The following is a 17,020-nucleotide window of genomic DNA, read 5'->3' as shown; positions in this document are numbered from 1 at the left end:
AAGAGCAAGATCCGGGTACTGTCAACACGGCTCATACCCCACGTCTCACTGAAACCAGCCTAAATCATAAACTGCATTAACCGTCAGCAGAAAGCCAACGATACCTACAATCCAGGCTGTAGCATTCTGTGCATTGTTCACCAGCCAGCTATCCATTTTAGCTAAAGGTTGTTTCAAAACAGGGTAAGCGAGCAATCTCCCTGCCAGCAAAATGAGCGAAGGTACTATCATAACGAAGCAATATCCCAGTAACAGAATCCCCGACATAGGCCAGGCAGGTCCTTCACTAACTAACACTCCTATGGCTGCTAGATAGGGCAACATTGTTCCAAGTTCCAGCACAACCGCGGTCAGGGCAAGCCCGATAAGTATAGTAATAGAGCTTCTGCTGGAAACCGTTTCTCCCGTAACACGAGCCCTCCATTTTAAAATAGTACCTTCCCCGCTTCCTGCACGTTCCGCAGCACGTGCACGAGATTTTTTTGTATCCATGAGTTGGCTTATAACCATTAACAATATACCTATCACCAGTTGTCCTAACAGGAAGGGCTGAGATTCCATTAGGGGTGCATATTGGTTCAGAAATGAATCCGTTCCAAACATGATGATGAGACCTATAACAAAGTAACAACCAGACACTGTGAATAAATAGATCAAAAACCGATCCACTCGAACACGCTGGGGTGTCATCAGTAACCAGATCGGAATTAAAAGAGTACCTACACTTGTTGAATCAATTAATGCCAGCAGTACAAGAGTAGATACCAGTGCTGTCAATGTCATTGTGTTCCTCGCTCCCTTTAGTGAAGTTATCCTGGCCCCAGCTGGAACTTCTTCTCACAGACAGCCTTCGCACCGCTCCCTCGGGACTTATGAGATGCAACTAACTCCCCATCGTACCAAATGGAACAGCTTACCCAGCTTGCACTGTCATTTGCTTTTGCCCTAACGTAAGTTGAGAGCAGAGGAATAAACGTATCTTTTGGGATAACAAATCTATCTTTGTATGGAACTTCAATCGTATCCCAATACACACTCTCCGGATTTTTTCGAGCATTGATCTTTACTTCCAGATCAGATGCCGAATTAACATCACTTTCAACAAGCACCTCAACGACGATTCCCTCCGAGTCATGCGCTGTATTTTGTTTTGACTTCTCACGATCCAGTTCATTCAAAGTATCTTCTGCTGTCATTCCACAAGCTGAGAATATGATGAGTAGACCGGAGAGCAATAACAGAAGCCACATATTTTTACTTTGTGTCCTGTTTTGTTTAATCCCCTTCATTAGCAATGTCCTCTCTTTGTTTTAGAAAAAAGCGGATCATCTCATCAACATAGGACATGAATTCTTCATCCATGCCCATGACTACAGGCTCAGACGCATCTCTTGGATTAATAAGTTCCCAATACTTGTCAAGTAGTTTTTCATCATGATCAAACAGCTTTAATGCTGTTTCATACAATTGCCTGGCAATGACTTGGACCTCTGCAGAATAGGGAGATGAAGGCATCAAGGATCGTACACGTTGGAAAATAGTTAAAAGTTCCTCCATTCGCGGATCGTTACTCCCGAGTATAGGCAGATGATTCAGTATATCCATTTCCCTTGATGTTAACTGTAAATCATCGCTGAATTCGGGACGAATTATCCCTTCAGAGAGCTTCCGATCCTCCATTTGGGAAATAATCTGCAATAAACTTTCGAGATCGCTCATTCCTCCCAATTTCAACGTATGAAGGGTTGATCTGAGATAATATTGCTTCCGGCTTAATTCTTCTTTTTTCTGTTCAATAAGCTCTATTTGTTCGTTTAAAGAGGCCACCCAGTTTTCATGTTCTCCCTTATTTTCTTGGTTCTGAAACAGTTCTTTAATCTGTTCTAATGTATAGCCGATGGACTTCAACAGAAGAATTTTTTGCAGGCGAAGGATAGCACTTTCATCATAGTATCGATACCCATTTTCCGTAATAAGTGTCGGTTGTAACAGTTCGATCTGTTCATAATAATGGAGTGTTCTTTTGCTGATATTTGTTTTTTTCGCTAATTCTCCGATCAGGATCATGCTTACCTCCCCTTCCTGAAAACATTATAAACCATAACGTATACGTTATGGTAAAGCCCCGGAATCTCGATGGATAATTGCTCAATAAAACGACAAAAAGACGATGCTGACATCGTCCTCGCTGTGATATGAATTTTCTTTCTCCTTGAGAGCAGTTTCTATCATTGTGCCTGCTGTTCTTTAGTGTAATATCTTTCGTATTCTTTCGTCATCGCGTATCGATTAACTCCTTTACTAGCTTGTACGGCTTGCGCAGCCAACTCTTCGGCCTCCTTGTAATGATCCAGCTTACGCTCGATTTCGGCTAGAAGGGCAAATCGCATCCACTCTCTTTTGATGGAACCTAAATGCTCTCTGGCTCGTTCAATCTCTCCTTCTTCGATCAGGACAAACGTTTCATAGTATGTACGATAAACCGATTTACGCATCTCGCGTACAGCTTTTTTCACGGTAAACGGATCCTTGCGATAAGCACCGTATGCTGCCTGATAGTTGGCTTTCGTTGACTTGCTGGCTGATGTATTGCTCATCAGCTTTTCCATCGTGAGCTCGACTTCTTCATCCAACCTGTTGGCTGTCGCATAAATGATATAAAAATAGGGTGCATGTTGTCTTCTTCGTAAAAAAACCTCTAAGCGATCCATACGCGTTTCCCAAACCATAGGATAAAAGACAAAAATGCTAAACATAATGAGTCCAGCAACCAGCACTGTACCTAACACAAGTAAAATCGATTGGTCATTCAACAACATCACAAGCGTGTAAACAAATATAGCAACATAAGAAACAATTTCCCACCTACTCACTCCCGGCCTTCATTCCTTTCATGATGGATTACTTATCAATAGATGATCAAAATATTATTATACCAGAAGTAAAAGCAACTTTTGGGAAAAAAATCTTGAAAATCAATCTATACGATTTGACATGTGAATGTATTATCGATATAGTGTGAATCAGTTCACACTATATATGAAGGAGTAATCTATGCCTAAACATTCGTTCTTTCGTTTAAATGAAGCAAGGCGTGAGGAAATATCTAATCGTGCTATGCATCTTTTTGTTGATCATCCTTACGAGGATATAACAATGAAGATGGTTTTCGATCGCTTGTCTATGCATCCCGGAACATTTTATCGATATTTCGAGGACAAAGATGATCTTTATTGTCTCTTAATTCGTAATGTGACCCGGAAAAGAGCTGCATATTTTAATAACAATGATGGGGATTCCCTTAACCAATTTTTTCTTACCCGTTTATTTGGTAATACGAATGGTTTGGTAACTGAGCCGCTGAATGAGTTAGAGATCAAACTCACTGAAACATTTTTAAATATTCCTGAGGACGTTTTACTTAAAGTATATCTGAATGTGCTAAAGGGCGAGTCTTTCCCTTTAATCAAAGGAATTTTACGCCGAATGAGGGTTGATGGATATCTTCGACCCGATCTTGACGATGATTTGATTGCTTTTATGTTTGAGTCCATGCAGTTTAATTTAGTTATGTTTTTCAGAGAATTTGATATTAAGGACTCCAAGCTGCAACACAGGATTAGCATGTACTTTGCTGACTTTATGGGTCATGGACTGCTTGAAGATCATCAATATGCTGCACTAGTTAGCGATTTCAAGAAAGCCAAGGAGTAGATAAAGGAGGACAAAAAATGAAGACGTATGATTCATTTCCTGAGCCTATTGGGGGATATACGGTCGGTCGAACCCAGATGGATTTTGAATATACAGCATCAGATAACTCAATAAGAGAACTGACGGCATTTGTATACTATCCTTCCGACAGCAGCGAAGGTAAGTCGACATCCACATACATGTTTCCAGAAGTCTACGAAATGTTTAATGAGCAACCTCTTGTCACTGCATATCTTGAAGGGAAGGATTTTTTCTCTATAGATATCAAGACCCAATGTTATGATGACATCGCTCTTTCAGGGAAACAAAAGCGCTATCCGGTTTTGTTCTATGTTTGCGGTGGTGGAGGTTCTCCAGAATGGGGTACCGTAATATGCACAGACCTGGCAAGCATAGGATATGTTGTAGTAAGTATCGGCCATCCGAACAGCACGATGTATAAGCGTAAAGACGGACGCCTGTTTAATATATCCAAGGATTTTTCGGATGTCATCATGGCTTTTTCTGAAGATCCGGAGATGTTGGCGTTAGCTGGTAAAATGGAAATGCGGCCTGACGATGAAACGGCCATGGAAATGTGCCGTAACGTGCTTGCACTACCGATCCTTGCCAAGCTAACAGAGTATAGTGAATTACAGGCAGAAGATATAAGATATGTGGCCGATTATCTTTACAACATGGACCCTGGAGAGTTGAATTCCATCTTTAAAGGCAGATTGTTGCTGGACATTGGCATCGGCATCGTCGGGCATTCTTATGGAGGGCTTACGACGGCGATCGTTTGCCGGGACGACGACCGGTTCATTTGCGGGATTGGACTTGATAGCGGTGCGTTTGGTCTTCTTGACAGCAATCTAAAAAAAACCTTCTTACTTCTGTTTTGTGAACCGAACTATAACATGAATGTGATAATTGGTGCTAACAACAGTATGGAAACCTATTATTTCTCAGTTGACCGTGTTTCGCATTTAGATTATTGCGACATCGTGTTTACCCATGTTAATAAGGAACTCAGAGGCGAACGGGATGCTATGGAGATGCGAAATCTGGTTACAGATTATACGAAGAACTTTTTTGATCATTACATACTTCAGAAGGCAGCAAATGTTGAAAGTCTGGCATACGATGGCGTGGACTTGATCAAGAAGACCAGACAAAATAGCACAGGGTTAATTCAATAGGAGGTATTCAGTTCAAAAAGAGCTTGTATATAAGGCATACATGCTCTTTTTTCTCTACAACGCAAGTTTCGTCAAAAACGTCTCGATTTCATCCATATACCCTTCCGTTGTTATGCTTCTTGGGGCAAATAAAAAACGCAGTCCCATCTTCCATTCTGATCCGGCAATCGATGTAGGTAACATAGAATGCTCGGTATGTTGAAACGTTTTGACATGAAGCAAGTAACCAGGATGAACCTCCTTACGATAGGTACGCTCCGTATCTTGAATATCCACATTTACGTCATTTTCACCAAGCAGTAGCAACACCGGAGTTTTAAAATTTTGCAGACTCTCGGTAGCATCAGAATTAAAGTTTTTGCTGACAAAGCTCCAACGTTCACGAGACATTGGTTCGTCGTCCTTCCGAACATGTTTCGTGTATTCTTCATAAGAGCCGTGGCGTTTTAAAATATCTTTAATCTGATTATCGTAATCCACCTGCGCTTCAATCTCCTGTTGTGTATGCCCGACCTTGGCCATCTGACTCCGTGTATTGTATTCCCCTTGCTTCAGCCAGTTGATCGCTGGTGATACCAGAATGCTAAATGCGAGATGTTCCTTACCTGCAAGCCTCGGAATGACCCAGCCGGCCTGACTTGCTCCCCATACACCAATCCGGGAACCGTCAATCATCGGTTGTTTTTTGGCCCAAGCAATCGCCTGTTGTGCTTCAACGACACGATCATCGATACTCTGATTCAGCCAGTTCCCCTCTGAACCTCCGATGCCACGTTTGTCCAGTGACAAGGACGCATAACCGAGCGAGGCAAGACGTTCCCACAGCGGTTTGTAACCTTCACTATGCGTTGCATCGATGGGGCCATCTCCATGGATGAAGACCACTAAACCAAGCTTTTCTGTCCCGGTATCCTTTTTAGCAAGGGTAAGAATACCCGTTAATTTCCCTTGTGGGGTGGGAATCTCCACGGATCGTTCTATCATGTTATAGTCTTGCTGTGCAATGATATATAGGCTTGTACCCGCACATAATACAATGATGATAAGGAATGAAATCCAAATTTTTTTATGTTTAAACCTGTGGTGTTTCAATGTTGTTGTCTCCTCTACGGGTCATGTAATTCCACTCATTTTCACCAAGGAACATAGCGGTTAATAGGCTGTTCGTGCTACTTTGTTTGCGAAAATGATACCGTTCATACATCCGTACCGCTTTCTGGTTGTGACGAGCTACATGCAGACTGAGGTAAGATAACTGAGCCGTTTGAAACATGTATTGCTCTGCGTAAGCCAACAGCTGTCTGCCAACGCCTTTGCCTTGATGGTGCGGATCTACAGTGATGTCTTCGATATAACATTCACCTACCTCAGGCTCGTGTTTGAGTAAATGTATACCTGCCATGATACGAAGCAACTTCCAGCACCCGATGTGACTGCGCATGCTCCACCAATTGAGCCGGGGATTATTAGCCTTTTGGATAACCTCGCTCCCCTTCCACTTTAAAGCCATCGTGCCTACGAGCACATCATTTTCTAGCGCTACGAACCGCAGACTGCCTGTCTGATGCGGACTGTAAAGTAACAATTGTTCAAAAACAAAAGCCATGTCCGTTGTAGACACAGAAAATAACTTCTGAAATTTGTGCCCGAAGCCATAAGCCATTATTTTTGCCGCAGCCGGATATTGCTTAAGGGTTATAGGTTCGATCCGGATGAGATTCGTTTGATTTAATTTGCTGTTCATGAGATTCGTCTTATTGAAATGTGTGTTGAAAAGATGGCTCATTACTATTCCGCCTCCGGGTTCGAAACATACGAGAGAAGCTCATAATGGAGCTGGTCAGGTGTAAACAGCGATAAATATGATTTTTCGACCATAATCAATGGCCCTGAACATAGGTAACCCTTATCTTCAGCATAAGCATAGAACTCTTGAATTGTTTTGGCGATTCGTTCTTCATTTTGTACAAAAAGTGTACAGGAAAGATATGAACCGGTAGGCAATATCAGATCACTCTGCCTGTTCTCCTCTTGCGTATACAATCCGATGGTGCCTGAATCGTTGTACACATAATGAATATCCGCTTCGAACAGATTGGAAATGTTGCCTCGATGCTCGACTAACCTTTGAGCTCCCAGACTTTCAGCATCTTGCATCTCAAACCACAGAGACAATGAAACTTCGTCACGATGAATGATCGAATAAGCACCTCCCTCTGTCTGGATGGATTTTTGGGAAATGGACTCTTTTTCCTCAAGCAACTTCTCAATAAAATGTTTGGTGTCCCGCAGCCTTCGGATCTCCGCCTCTGTATCTGTCAGCGCCTGACGGAAAATCGGCATGATCTGCTCGGCCGTCAGATGGGACAGGCAATCTTGGATCACTTGCACAGACAAGCCCATCTTACGCAGCAATAAAATATGAGCTAAACGGTACACTTCATTCATTCCATACATTCGGTATTGATTTTCACCTGTAAAAGCCGGGTGTAATACCCCTTTTTCTTCGAAATAACGAATCTGATGTACGGATACTTGCATGAGCTTAGCCAGCTCGCTAATCGTAATTACATCTTTCATTTCATTCATCGTAAACTCCACCTTTGTTCTCTTATCTATAGTTAGCATAAACCTTAGGTCTGACCTAAGGTCAAGATTAATTTTCAATTTCTTATGATCCTTTATGTATGTCTGGAAATATGAATGTACGGAAACATCACAAAGAAGGGAAAACCATTTTGCGGTTCACCCTTCACGTACGTATTTTGCAAGAATTTCGAAAAAAAGTCCGGTTAGCTTGCCTATCTCTTGAACTTCATATTTCCTTTGTGATATGCGCTAATCAGCATAGGGATGGCGATCAGCAAACTGACGATGATCGGTACAATGGATGCCTCCAGTCCGAAGCTTCCCCCTGTCAACCAAGGCGCTCCGGATAGCTGTACATCAAAAAAGCCTTGCGTTGCTATGCCTGACACCGGTATACCCAGCATTCCCTCCAGTGCATTCCATGCAAAATGTAGTCCGATGACAAACCACAGATTACGCCGCCACAGAAACCCGGCTCCGAGCAAAATGCCTGCCTCTATGACAATAGCAACGGAACTCCAGAGTGTTGCTCCGGGATTTGGCAGATGAGCCAAACCGAAAAATAGCGAAGTTATAGCCAAAGCGATCCAGCTTCCAAGTCGCTTTTCAATCGCTTGCAGGAACAGGCCTCGAAAGATCAATTCCTCCACAATGGCTGCACCGATCGCCAAAGCCACAATAGAACCAACCGCGTTCGTCGCTGACCATGTAAAGCTGTATCCACCAAGCAACGTGATGATCCCGACAGAAACACCAATCAAGATCAGACCAACTCCTGAGCCTAAGATTAATTCGATTCCTGCATGTCGAAGTTGCAATTCCTGTACCTTGCGCCCTGCCATGAATTTCATTACAAACCAGTAGACCGCAATGGAAACGATACCTCCTGCAAGTGCCAGCATAATCGACAGAATGCCTTGCGAATCAACGAACAGCTTTTGGGTCATGAAACCGGACAGGCCCAGGAGAGTAACACCTGTAAACATCCATACGAGCGGAAACTGCATTATTTTTCTCACCTCAACCGAACCTCCTCACATGATTGGACTAGTACCCTTAGTATATATGTATGATGTGAATATTGCTTTCAAGCAATCCTTCGCAATGGATCGTCGTATTTACAATACTTTGGAGCAAAGTAACCATTCAGCCGGTTGGCAGTTTCGAATCTAACGCAAAAAAGCCGCTTATGTGCGGCTTTGCTTCATAGAGTTAGGCACCTTGCTCTCCAATCATCTGCAGTTCAATCTTCTTCATCTCGTAAAAATAACCTTTACGTTCCATCAACTCTTCGAACGAGCCTGTTTCGACAATCTGGCCTTGATCCATGACCACAATCTGATCCATCCGTTCAAGTCCTGTCAAACGGTGACAGACGAGTAGCAGCGTGTCCTCAACCGCCTGTGTCAGCAAGTTCTGTAGCACACGTGCTTCCGTAACGTAGTCCAGCGAAGAAGTTGGTTCGTCCAGCAACCATAACCTGCCCTTGCGTAACATGGCACGGGCCAGAGCCAGCCGCTGCTTCTCGCCATCGGACAGATTTTCTCCTTTTTCGTATACGGAGTCGTCCAAAGATGTATTGAACAGTTGAACTTGATGGAGTATATCTTGCACATATTCATCGGAGTGAGACTCACCACTGAGTAGCAGATTATCGCGAATCGTTCCCCGGAAAAAGTGGCTTTGTTGCAACACAGCACGGGTATTTTGCCATATGTTTGTTTCATTCCATTCATTCACCGAGATGGCATTGAATTTTATTTTGCCAGCAGCAGGCGTCCGTAGCTTGAGAAGTAAATCCAAAATGGTAGATTTTCCAGAGCCACTTGGCCCGACAATCGCCGTTTTGGAGCCAGGTGCAAGGTAGAGTGAGACGTCATTTAGCGCAGATCTCCACTCCCCTTCATATTGAAAAGAAACATGAGACAGTTCAATGGTTACCGCTTCCCCTTCTGCATCGACCTCCAGAGATAAATGGGTTTTAGATGATGAATGAGATTGATCATCGTATCCTTTGTTCTGCTGATCAGGCACGGTTTCAGCCAAACGTTTCGCAGCATTCTCGCTGTCCAACTTATACGCTGGTAACACGGCCATTGCTGCGGATTCTTCAAACATCGTTTGTGTTGCCAGAATCAACATCGCAAGATACACACCGGCAAAGACTCCGTCTGCAATGAGAAAAGCACTGATGACCAGCACACCCCATGTGACCATATAGGTGACAAAAACATGCATGGATTGTCCCAGCACCAATTGTTTAGCGGCACGTTGTTGCTGCGTTGCGAGTTCAGCCGAATCCTGCTGAAGCTGCCGCTCACGCTCTGCCAATTGTCCATATACTTTCAAGTCACGGAAACCATACAATACTTCGGTAACTTCTGTAGATAGCTTCGCCCGGTGCTGGCGTACATGTTCGTTGATCTTACGTTGACCGATCAGCACCAGGTTTGGGACAACAAAGGCTGTAATCAACATACCAACGATGAGTAAACACGCAATCCAGAATGAAAAAACGGCTGTAAACAGGACGGTGCTCAGGAATACCATCACCACCATAATAGGCGGATAAGCAACACGCAGAAAATAATGCTGCAAGCTCTCTACATCACCTACAATACGTGCCAGCAGATCTCCGCTTCGGTTTTTGTTCAAAATTCCAGGCGTAACCGGAATAAGCTTGGCAAAAAATGAGGTTCGTAAACGGCTGAGGATGGAAAAGGTTGCCCGGTGAGAGGCAAGTCTCTCGCCATAACGGCTAGCCGCACGCACGAATCCAAGCAGTTTGACCATCGACGTTAGAACGATCAAGGTGTACAGTGGCGGTGCAAATACCGTTTGCGAGATAAGATATCCGCTTGCGGAGAAAAGGGCTACACCTGCTGTGCCAGCAATGAATCCGCATAATATAGAAAGCAAAATGTCTTTGCGTTCCTGCATCATTGCCTTGGACAGAACAGCTAACTCTTTCATGCGATCCCTCCTGTTCTCTGAAGTTGTACCATCTCGGCATATACAGGCACTCGTTCTAACAGCTCCTGATGTGTTCCCGAATCTGCAAGTACACCATCCGACATGAACCAAATCTGGTCTGCTTGCTGAATCGTATATAACCTGTGTGCCACCGTAATGATGGTGGCCTGTTGTGACAATGCTGCGATAGAACGTTGCAAAATCTGTTCGGTACGCAGGTCGAGTCCAACTGTAGGTTCATCAAACAGGATGAGGGCAGGCTTCTTCAGAAAAGCGCGAGCGAGAGCTAATCGTTGTTTTTCTCCCCCAGAAAGCCCACGCCCTCCTTCCCCAACAGGAGTATCCAACCCTTTATCCAATTGAGCAATAAGTGAAGTGAGTCCTGCGCGTTCAGCCGCTTTCTCTATCTCCGCACGGGGTTCATCCCTTCCTGAACCTATAGTTATATTTTCAGCTAATGTGCCTGCAAAAATATAGGGATGTTGTGTAATATAACTGATCTGTTTAAACCAGTCGTCCTCGTTTATTTGTACAAGCGGTCTTCCGTTAATACAAACTTCTCCCGAGGTTGGATGTAACAAACCGGAGATTAGGCTCAATAAGGTTGTTTTACCTGAGCCGCTTGGACCAACAATGGCGAGCCTTTCTCCTGGTTTTATCGATACATGTCCCGTTTCAAGTGCAAACGAACCTGGGGCATAATGAAACCGGACATTTTTTAATTCAATGAATGACGGCATATCTGACTTCGTTGACGACGATCTAGGCAAAAATTGGTGATGTGACGAATTCTCCTCATCTTTCTTGGGCTGTGAATTCTCACTTCGTTGTTCGCTTTCTCCAATTAGTTGCTCCACTTTACGAATAGCGCCCATGCTTGTTCGACCGCTGTGAAAGGCGGTACCTGTATTTTTTAACAAACTGTAGAACTCCGGAACGAGCAACAGCAATAGAAAAGCGGTATGAAAAGTCATCGATTTATACACGAGTAGCTGAATGGCAAGCTCTAACGCAACGATACCGATACTTAACATGACAATCGCTTCAAGCATAAACGTATTCGTAAAAGCAATCTTCAAAATGCTCATCGTGCTATCCCGATAACCCAGACTGCTGCGTTCGATCTCCTGTTGCTGACGATTCACCCGTCCGAATATTTTCAATGTCACCAGACCTTGCAGCGAGTCGAGGAACGTACCGGAAAACTCCGCCAGCTGTGCATACTTTTCTTCGGATTTATTTTTGGTCTGCAAACCAACGAGAATCATGAACAATGGAATAAACGGTGCTGTACACAACAGAATCCAGCCTGTGTTGGCATGCAGTGTGAAGGCAACTACCAAAATCACAATCGGAATAATCGACGCTTCCATCATGCGCGGCATGTACTGACTGAAATAGCTGTCCGCCTCATCGACGGCGTCTAGGGCAACGCTGACCTTGCCTCCCGTCTGCCCTTGCAATGCAGAGAACATGGAAGCTTGAATCAGATTTTGTAACACCTTGGCACGCATATTTGTTTTCGCACGTGCAGCCATATGCAAACCAACTTTCCCGTTGCCGTATGTTAACAGCGTACGTAGAGCCATAACGGTGAGTAATAACCCGAGAAGCGGCATGATCGATGATAAGGTTGCCTTTTCTACAAAAATACGCTGTACAGATTCTGCCATAAATACAGCCTGGCTTATGATCGCTGCACCAAGGGCCAGTGAAAAGGCCATAAGGAGAAGTCTGCTTTTTCGGAGTGAAGACATCTGCTGTTGAATCAGAATCGATTTTTGCCGACCTGACTGTTTTCCTTGCTGTTTGGTTCGCTCTTTCCTTTGCCTTTTCACAGGATGACCCTCCCTTTTATTTGTTGCCTTTGACATAATCCGCATCAAACAGGAACAGTTTGAACACCAGAATCAGAGATGGAATGAGCAGGCATAGTCCTCCGATAAAGACGACTACCAGTGCGAAACCCATGGCTGGCGAGGTGGCACTGCTCTGAATCGTGATGTACGGATCAAGGATGTATGGATATTGACCGATGCCATATGCAAAAAAGGCACAGAAAAACTGTAGCATGATGCAAATAAAAGCAAGTCCGTAGCGGCGTTCGTTGTACAGCAACCACATGGCAACCATGAAGAAGGCTACGGATATAGCGAGAAGCCACCAGAGATCCATCATATTTTGAAAATGGCGTTCATTGTGCTGACCCAAATATATAAATGCAGTCAGCGCTAAAATAATCGTAGGTGTGCTCCAAAATAAGGAATAATTCCGCATGAGCTTCAAGGCACCTTGATCTTCTGCCCGTGAGGCGTAGAAGGTCAGAAAGGTTCCACTGATAAACAATACAGAGACAATCGCCAGTCCAACGATGCTCCAGGATAACGGATTGGTGAACAAAGCCCAGTAATCCAGTGTAACTGTCTCCCCCTGCTTCAGGATAAAGCCACCTTCGGACAAAGTCAGAGCTACGGACAAAGATGCCGGAATCAACAAACCCGTTGCTCCATATAGAAACAGGTACACGATGTTGTTCTTGGAACCGTAATTTTCAAAGGCATAGAACGAGCCACGGATCGCTAGAAGTATAACGGCGATACTTCCGGGAACGATCAAGGCTGCGCCATAATAAGAGGCCGTATCTGGGAAAAATCCAACGATACCGATATAGAAAAAGACAAAAAATACATTCGTAATCTCCCATACTGGCGATAGATAACGAGAGATTAATCGATTGATCAGATGATCCTGCTTGGTCAAGCGTGCATAAAAGGCGAAAAATCCAGCTCCGAAATCGATTGACGCAACGATCAAATATCCGTACAGAAACAGCCAGAGCACTGAAATACCAATCAACTCATAACTCATCGGGATGGCTCTCCTTTCTCCGCAACTGTTGCTGTTTTATTTTGTTTGGCCTGCAACCATCGTTCCATTTCAAGCTCAGCAGGATTGTTATTGAACAAGCGTTTCAACACGAGAGCACAGATCACGCCAAGCACGATATACAAAAGCAAGAAAACAAAAAATAAAATTCGTACACTCGGAGAAGATGTAGCGGCTTCTTCGACACGCATGTACCCCCGAATAATCCATGGCTGTCGTCCGATTTCGGCATAAAACCAGCCCATCTCCACAGCGAGGAAAGCAAGCGGTGCGCTGATTGCAACTAGGCCAAGCATCCACTTGTTCAGCGGATTACGCTTCTTCCATAACACAAACAGAAAATATAGGCTGGAGATCGCGAGTAGAGCAAATCCGATGCCAGCCATCAAATCGAATAGATAATGCACCAGCAGTGGCGGTTGTTCATCGGGTGGAAATTCGTTCAGCCCGGTGACTTCAGCATTAAAATCTCCATAGGCCAGAAAGCTGAGCAACTTGGGCAGATGCAACGCACCTATAATCTCATGTTCTGCATTCAGCCAACCAAGCAGGATCAAATCCGCGCCGCTCTCTGTCTCAAAATGCCATTCTGCAGCGGCCAACTTCTCCGGTTGGTGTTCAGCCAAAAACTTCGCAGATACATCTCCGGCAAGGGTGTTCAGCAAACTGAATACCAGAACCACGGCCATCATCAGGTTTAAGCCTTTCTTGTGGTAAGCAGATGCACCTCTCTTCAACATCGCCAGAGCCGCAATCCCGGCGAGCAAAGCCGCCCCTGTCAGATAAGCCGAGCTTAAGACATGGAACACTTTAGAGAACGTTGCTGTATTCAGCATGGCTTGCACGGGATTGACCGCTGTAAATTGACCAGCCTGCATCACAAATCCTTCCGGTTGGTTCATGAATCCGTTCACGGTTGTGATGAAAACGGCTGACATGCCTGCCCCGGCGACAACCGGGATCGTAAGCAGCCAGTGAATATACGGGTTTTTGAATCGATCCCATGTATAGAGATAAATGCCGAGGAATATCGCTTCAAAAAAGAAGGCGAACACTTCCATAAATAGCGGCAATGCGATGACATTACCAGCCAGCTTCATGAAATTCGGCCACACCAAGGCCAGCTGCAGGGATATCGCTGTACCTGTCACCACCCCCACAGCCACCGAAATGACAAAACCTCGTGACCATCTTTTTGCCATAAGTATGTAGTGGGGGTCTTTCTTCCGAATTCCGATAAATTCAGCAATCGCAATCATCAGAGGTATACCCACGCCAAGTGTTGCAAAAATAACGTGAAATCCAAGTGTCAAACCCGTTACGAGTCTGCTCCATAACACAGTATCGACTGCCATTTTGCATTGTCTCCTCTCAAATTCCATTCGATTCATTATGAGAAAAAAATCACAAACCAAAATACAAGGATAGGTTGCCACATGTCCAGTGCATTTAATTCTGTAACACTTGAACGCTATCCAAGGTTGGATGTTCCCTACTCCCAGATTTACGCCACCCCTTAATCTTTGGCTTAGACCTAATAATCAAAATTATTATATCCTTAATTTTAAGCAATTCAATCACTGATACCCCCTTGTTCATAAACGTTCAAGAAAGGCTCAACTCTTTCTGACAACTTCGTGAAAATAGGCACAATCACCCTTTAGGGCTATTGCATTATTGAGCATAGCCGTGATATTGGGTGATTGCACATTTATTGCGTGTGAATCCTTGAGACATTATCCAACCAACATTAGAAATGATCTGTGTTACACTGGAGTTAATTCTGTCCTCCGACAGAGAGACATGCAATTCATAACGATTCATAACGATGATAACGTTGCATAGTGTAAGGAGATGTTCTATTGAGTAGTATTAAAGATAAATTTGATTACATGTCGGAGACCGAAAGACTCGTGATCCGCCCACTACAAGATGAAGATTACGAGAACTGGCTTCACGAATTCGAGAGCCGTTCTCCCTCCCAGCATCGACACGATCCTGGAAAAATGGATATGAGTGAATGTACATTAGAATGGTTCGAGCGTCTGGTAGCAAGGCATCAGGAACTGGCGCTTAACGATAAAGTATATGTCTTTGGGGTTTTCCGCAAAGAAGACGGCACTCACTTGGGCATGATCGATATTGCCACCTTGGCGAGAGAACCTTTTCAGTGGGCGAGCTTTGGGTACACCATTCACAATCAGCACTGGAAAAAAGGATACGGCAAAGAAGCAGTAAGTCAGGTCCTCCGTATTGCAGCCGAGTCTTTAAAATTCCACCGTTTGGAAGCACATATCAATCTGGATAACCTGTCCTCAATCAAGCTGGCTGAAAGTGTCGGTCTGGAGTTCGAATGTATTCGCAAAGGTTTTATCTATGAACATGAGGAATGGACGGATCATCTGGTTTATTTCAAGAACCTCTTTTAAGAAGCTTACCGTTTAAAACATATCATCTAAAAAAAGCAGCTACCATCCAAGGTAGCTGCTTTTACTTAATATCAGATTAGAGCAAGTGAACTAATAAAATACATTTACTTCACTATGTGGATTCAGATCAGGGATACACTACATATATTATCAACCCATATTCACATGTATTAATGTGACTTTTTTTGAATACAGACCTCGAAGATTTTGCAATAATACATGGATAAATGTACTAATTATATTGTTATCTTTTTCCTGGTTCAGTTACACGCGCTTAACAGCGAATTCATTTAAGATATGCCGTACCTGATAGGTGCCCTCTTCTAATTCAGATTGTACAAATGACTCCACAGCATCCTTCTCCACGTCATACAGTACTTCAATTTCTTTGGAGAACAGAAGATGTCCTTCTTTCATTTTGTGAGACAATCCAGCAATCTTCTTCGGCCTCGGCGTTTCACCCAGAATCTGTTGTAGTGCTTGAACATACGTTTCCAATGCGCGAGCTCCTACCACTTTGATTCCCTGTTGCTCTTGATTGACAATAATAATGGAGGGGAAACCTCGAACGCCAAGCCGGGCGGTCATCTCAAAATCTTCTTCTAACATGTCTTGTGCAGATTGCTGAGCAGCGCTGTGCACGATTTCTTTTCCATTGAGACCCAATTGATCCACAAGCTCAATCAACACGGCATCTTCTCCAATATTTCGATTCATCGCAAATACGGCTTCACGTGCAATTCTTAGAAAGGCTTGTTCTTTCCCAGGATATATCCGCTCTATGACTTTGAACACACGAGAAGGCGGATAGGAAGACTGGATTGGGTTCTCAAGCCAAACGGAACCGTCAATCGGCATCCGTGAGTGCTCGCCCACTTCTCTCCAATGGCCTGCCACATCAGCAGGTTTCTGAATACCATTTGCCCCATCGGAGAACCCTTCCCAGCTTGCTAACAAACCACCCATTTTAGTCTCCACATTAAAATAATGACCGTACTCTTCTACAAATCGATTCAACACAGGTTCCAGTGCCCAGCAGTGTGAGCATATGGGGTCTGTAGCATAATAAAGTGTTATTTTTTTCTCTTCCTCCATTAGATTAATCACTTGCATTTCTTCTTCATCACTTACACCACATACACCCGTTTCCAAATCACACATCATGGATTCATTACTCATCATTATCCCATCCTTTTTGATCTTATCTATTGAATTAATTTTGTGTTAGTATGATTATAATATCTACAA

16 protein-coding genes are annotated in these 17,020 nt (G+C 43.9%); 3 read left to right on the top strand and 13 right to left on the bottom strand.

Features of this window, described 5'->3' with window-relative positions:
- Positions 1-45 precede the first annotated feature (45 nt).
- From ABIE27_RS13995 to ABIE27_RS13980, 4 genes are all read right to left on the bottom strand, one after another.
- The gene (locus ABIE27_RS13995) at positions 46-783 is read right to left on the bottom strand and encodes a GAP family protein (RefSeq protein WP_123066552.1); all 738 of its coding nucleotides are present in this window, start codon (positions 781-783) and stop codon (positions 46-48) included.
- 26 nt (positions 784-809) lie between these two features.
- Complete coding sequence (locus tag ABIE27_RS13990; RefSeq protein WP_123066551.1) at positions 810-1,289, bottom strand: hypothetical protein; 480 nt, start codon at positions 1,287-1,289, stop codon at positions 810-812.
- Positions 1,276-2,067, bottom strand: coding sequence for a MerR family transcriptional regulator (locus tag ABIE27_RS13985; RefSeq protein WP_429350739.1), 792 nt, complete (start codon positions 2,065-2,067; stop codon positions 1,276-1,278). Before ABIE27_RS13985 ends, ABIE27_RS13990 begins: the two co-directional genes overlap by 14 nt.
- Positions 2,068-2,228: 161 nt before the next feature.
- On the bottom strand, positions 2,229-2,873 hold the full coding sequence (locus tag ABIE27_RS13980; RefSeq protein WP_429350738.1) for a hypothetical protein: 645 nt from the start codon (positions 2,871-2,873) through the stop codon (positions 2,229-2,231).
- A gap of 181 nt (positions 2,874-3,054) precedes the next feature.
- Here ABIE27_RS13980 and ABIE27_RS13975 point away from each other — a divergent pair, with 181 nt between their 5' ends.
- Together ABIE27_RS13975 and ABIE27_RS13970 are read left to right on the top strand one after the other, a co-directional pair.
- Positions 3,055-3,714: a TetR/AcrR family transcriptional regulator gene (locus ABIE27_RS13975; RefSeq protein WP_429350737.1), complete on the top strand. Its 660-nt coding sequence runs from the start codon at positions 3,055-3,057 to the stop codon at positions 3,712-3,714.
- A gap of 17 nt (positions 3,715-3,731) precedes the next feature.
- On the top strand, positions 3,732-4,895 hold the full coding sequence (locus ABIE27_RS13970) for a choline esterase (protein WP_429350736.1): 1,164 nt from the start codon (positions 3,732-3,734) through the stop codon (positions 4,893-4,895).
- A 54-nt stretch (positions 4,896-4,949) separates the two neighbouring features.
- Here the strand turns inward: ABIE27_RS13970 and ABIE27_RS13965 are convergent, their stop codons facing one another.
- The 8 genes from ABIE27_RS13965 to ABIE27_RS13930 form a co-directional block, all read right to left on the bottom strand.
- The gene (locus ABIE27_RS13965) at positions 4,950-5,879 is read right to left on the bottom strand and encodes an alpha/beta hydrolase family protein (protein WP_429350735.1); all 930 of its coding nucleotides are present in this window, start codon (positions 5,877-5,879) and stop codon (positions 4,950-4,952) included.
- Positions 5,880-5,967: 88 nt separating this feature from the next.
- A complete protein-coding gene (locus tag ABIE27_RS13960) occupies positions 5,968-6,681 on the bottom strand; it encodes a GNAT family N-acetyltransferase (RefSeq protein WP_429350734.1) in 714 nt (237 codons plus the stop codon).
- 2 nt (positions 6,682-6,683) lie between these two features.
- The gene (locus tag ABIE27_RS13955) at positions 6,684-7,484 is read right to left on the bottom strand and encodes a MerR family transcriptional regulator (protein WP_429350733.1); all 801 of its coding nucleotides are present in this window, start codon (positions 7,482-7,484) and stop codon (positions 6,684-6,686) included.
- Positions 7,485-7,696: 212 nt separating this feature from the next.
- Complete coding sequence (locus tag ABIE27_RS13950) at positions 7,697-8,503, bottom strand: CPBP family intramembrane glutamic endopeptidase (protein WP_429350732.1); 807 nt, start codon at positions 8,501-8,503, stop codon at positions 7,697-7,699.
- A 193-nt stretch (positions 8,504-8,696) separates the two neighbouring features.
- Positions 8,697-10,457, bottom strand: a complete 1,761-nt coding sequence (cydC, locus tag ABIE27_RS13945; RefSeq protein ID WP_429350731.1) for a thiol reductant ABC exporter subunit CydC — start codon at positions 10,455-10,457, stop codon at positions 8,697-8,699.
- On the bottom strand, positions 10,454-12,214 hold the full coding sequence (cydD, locus tag ABIE27_RS13940; protein WP_429350827.1) for a thiol reductant ABC exporter subunit CydD: 1,761 nt from the start codon (positions 12,212-12,214) through the stop codon (positions 10,454-10,456). Before cydD ends, cydC begins: the two co-directional genes overlap by 4 nt.
- A 97-nt stretch (positions 12,215-12,311) precedes the next feature.
- Positions 12,312-13,325, bottom strand: coding sequence for a cytochrome d ubiquinol oxidase subunit II (locus ABIE27_RS13935; RefSeq protein ID WP_123066542.1), 1,014 nt, complete (start codon positions 13,323-13,325; stop codon positions 12,312-12,314).
- Positions 13,322-14,698, bottom strand: coding sequence for a cytochrome ubiquinol oxidase subunit I (locus ABIE27_RS13930; RefSeq protein WP_123066541.1), 1,377 nt, complete (start codon positions 14,696-14,698; stop codon positions 13,322-13,324). Before ABIE27_RS13930 ends, ABIE27_RS13935 begins: the two co-directional genes overlap by 4 nt.
- Positions 14,699-15,235: 537 nt before the next feature.
- Between ABIE27_RS13930 and ABIE27_RS13925 the strand changes: the two genes are divergently transcribed.
- Entirely contained in the window at positions 15,236-15,772 is a 537-nt protein-coding gene (locus ABIE27_RS13925; RefSeq protein WP_123066649.1) for a GNAT family N-acetyltransferase, read from the top strand.
- Positions 15,773-16,036: 264 nt separating this feature from the next.
- Here ABIE27_RS13925 and ABIE27_RS13920 read toward each other — a convergent pair whose 3' ends face one another.
- A complete protein-coding gene (locus ABIE27_RS13920) occupies positions 16,037-16,951 on the bottom strand; it encodes a DsbA family oxidoreductase (RefSeq protein WP_123066540.1) in 915 nt (304 codons plus the stop codon).
- Positions 16,952-17,020: the final 69 nt, after the last annotated feature.

The organism is Paenibacillus sp. 4624 (assembly GCF_050435065.1).
Taxonomy (GTDB): Bacteria; Bacillota; Bacilli; order Paenibacillales; family Paenibacillaceae; genus Paenibacillus; species Paenibacillus amylolyticus_D.
Note: the sequence above shows the minus strand (reverse complement) of the source record. Positions and strands in the feature narration are given on the sequence as shown.

Bases quoted from the DNA above. Each gene is read 5' to 3' on its own strand.
- ABIE27_RS13930 (WP_123066541.1), bottom strand. From the start codon at position 14,698: ATGGCAGTCGATACTGTGTTATGGAGCAGACTCGTAACGGGTTTGACA.
- ABIE27_RS13920 (WP_123066540.1), bottom strand. From the start codon at position 16,951: ATGAGTAATGAATCCATGATGTGTGATTTGGAAACGGGTGTATGTGGT.
- ABIE27_RS13960 (WP_429350734.1), bottom strand. From the start codon at position 6,681: ATGAGCCATCTTTTCAACACACATTTCAATAAGACGAATCTCATGAAC.
- ABIE27_RS13955 (WP_429350733.1), bottom strand. From the start codon at position 7,484: ATGAATGAAATGAAAGATGTAATTACGATTAGCGAGCTGGCTAAGCTC.
- ABIE27_RS13970 (WP_429350736.1), top strand. From the start codon at position 3,732: ATGAAGACGTATGATTCATTTCCTGAGCCTATTGGGGGATATACGGTC.
- ABIE27_RS13975 (WP_429350737.1), top strand. From the start codon at position 3,055: ATGCCTAAACATTCGTTCTTTCGTTTAAATGAAGCAAGGCGTGAGGAA.
- ABIE27_RS13990 (WP_123066551.1), bottom strand. From the start codon at position 1,289: ATGAAGGGGATTAAACAAAACAGGACACAAAGTAAAAATATGTGGCTT.
- ABIE27_RS13985 (WP_429350739.1), bottom strand. From the start codon at position 2,067: ATGATCCTGATCGGAGAATTAGCGAAAAAAACAAATATCAGCAAAAGA.
- ABIE27_RS13965 (WP_429350735.1), bottom strand. From the start codon at position 5,879: ATGATAGAACGATCCGTGGAGATTCCCACCCCACAAGGGAAATTAACG.
- cydC (WP_429350731.1), bottom strand. From the start codon at position 10,457: ATGAAAGAGTTAGCTGTTCTGTCCAAGGCAATGATGCAGGAACGCAAA.
- ABIE27_RS13925 (WP_123066649.1), top strand. From the start codon at position 15,236: ATGTCGGAGACCGAAAGACTCGTGATCCGCCCACTACAAGATGAAGAT.
- ABIE27_RS13995 (WP_123066552.1), bottom strand. From the start codon at position 783: ATGACATTGACAGCACTGGTATCTACTCTTGTACTGCTGGCATTAATT.
- cydD (WP_429350827.1), bottom strand. From the start codon at position 12,214: ATGTCTTCACTCCGAAAAAGCAGACTTCTCCTTATGGCCTTTTCACTG.
- ABIE27_RS13935 (WP_123066542.1), bottom strand. From the start codon at position 13,325: ATGAGTTATGAGTTGATTGGTATTTCAGTGCTCTGGCTGTTTCTGTAC.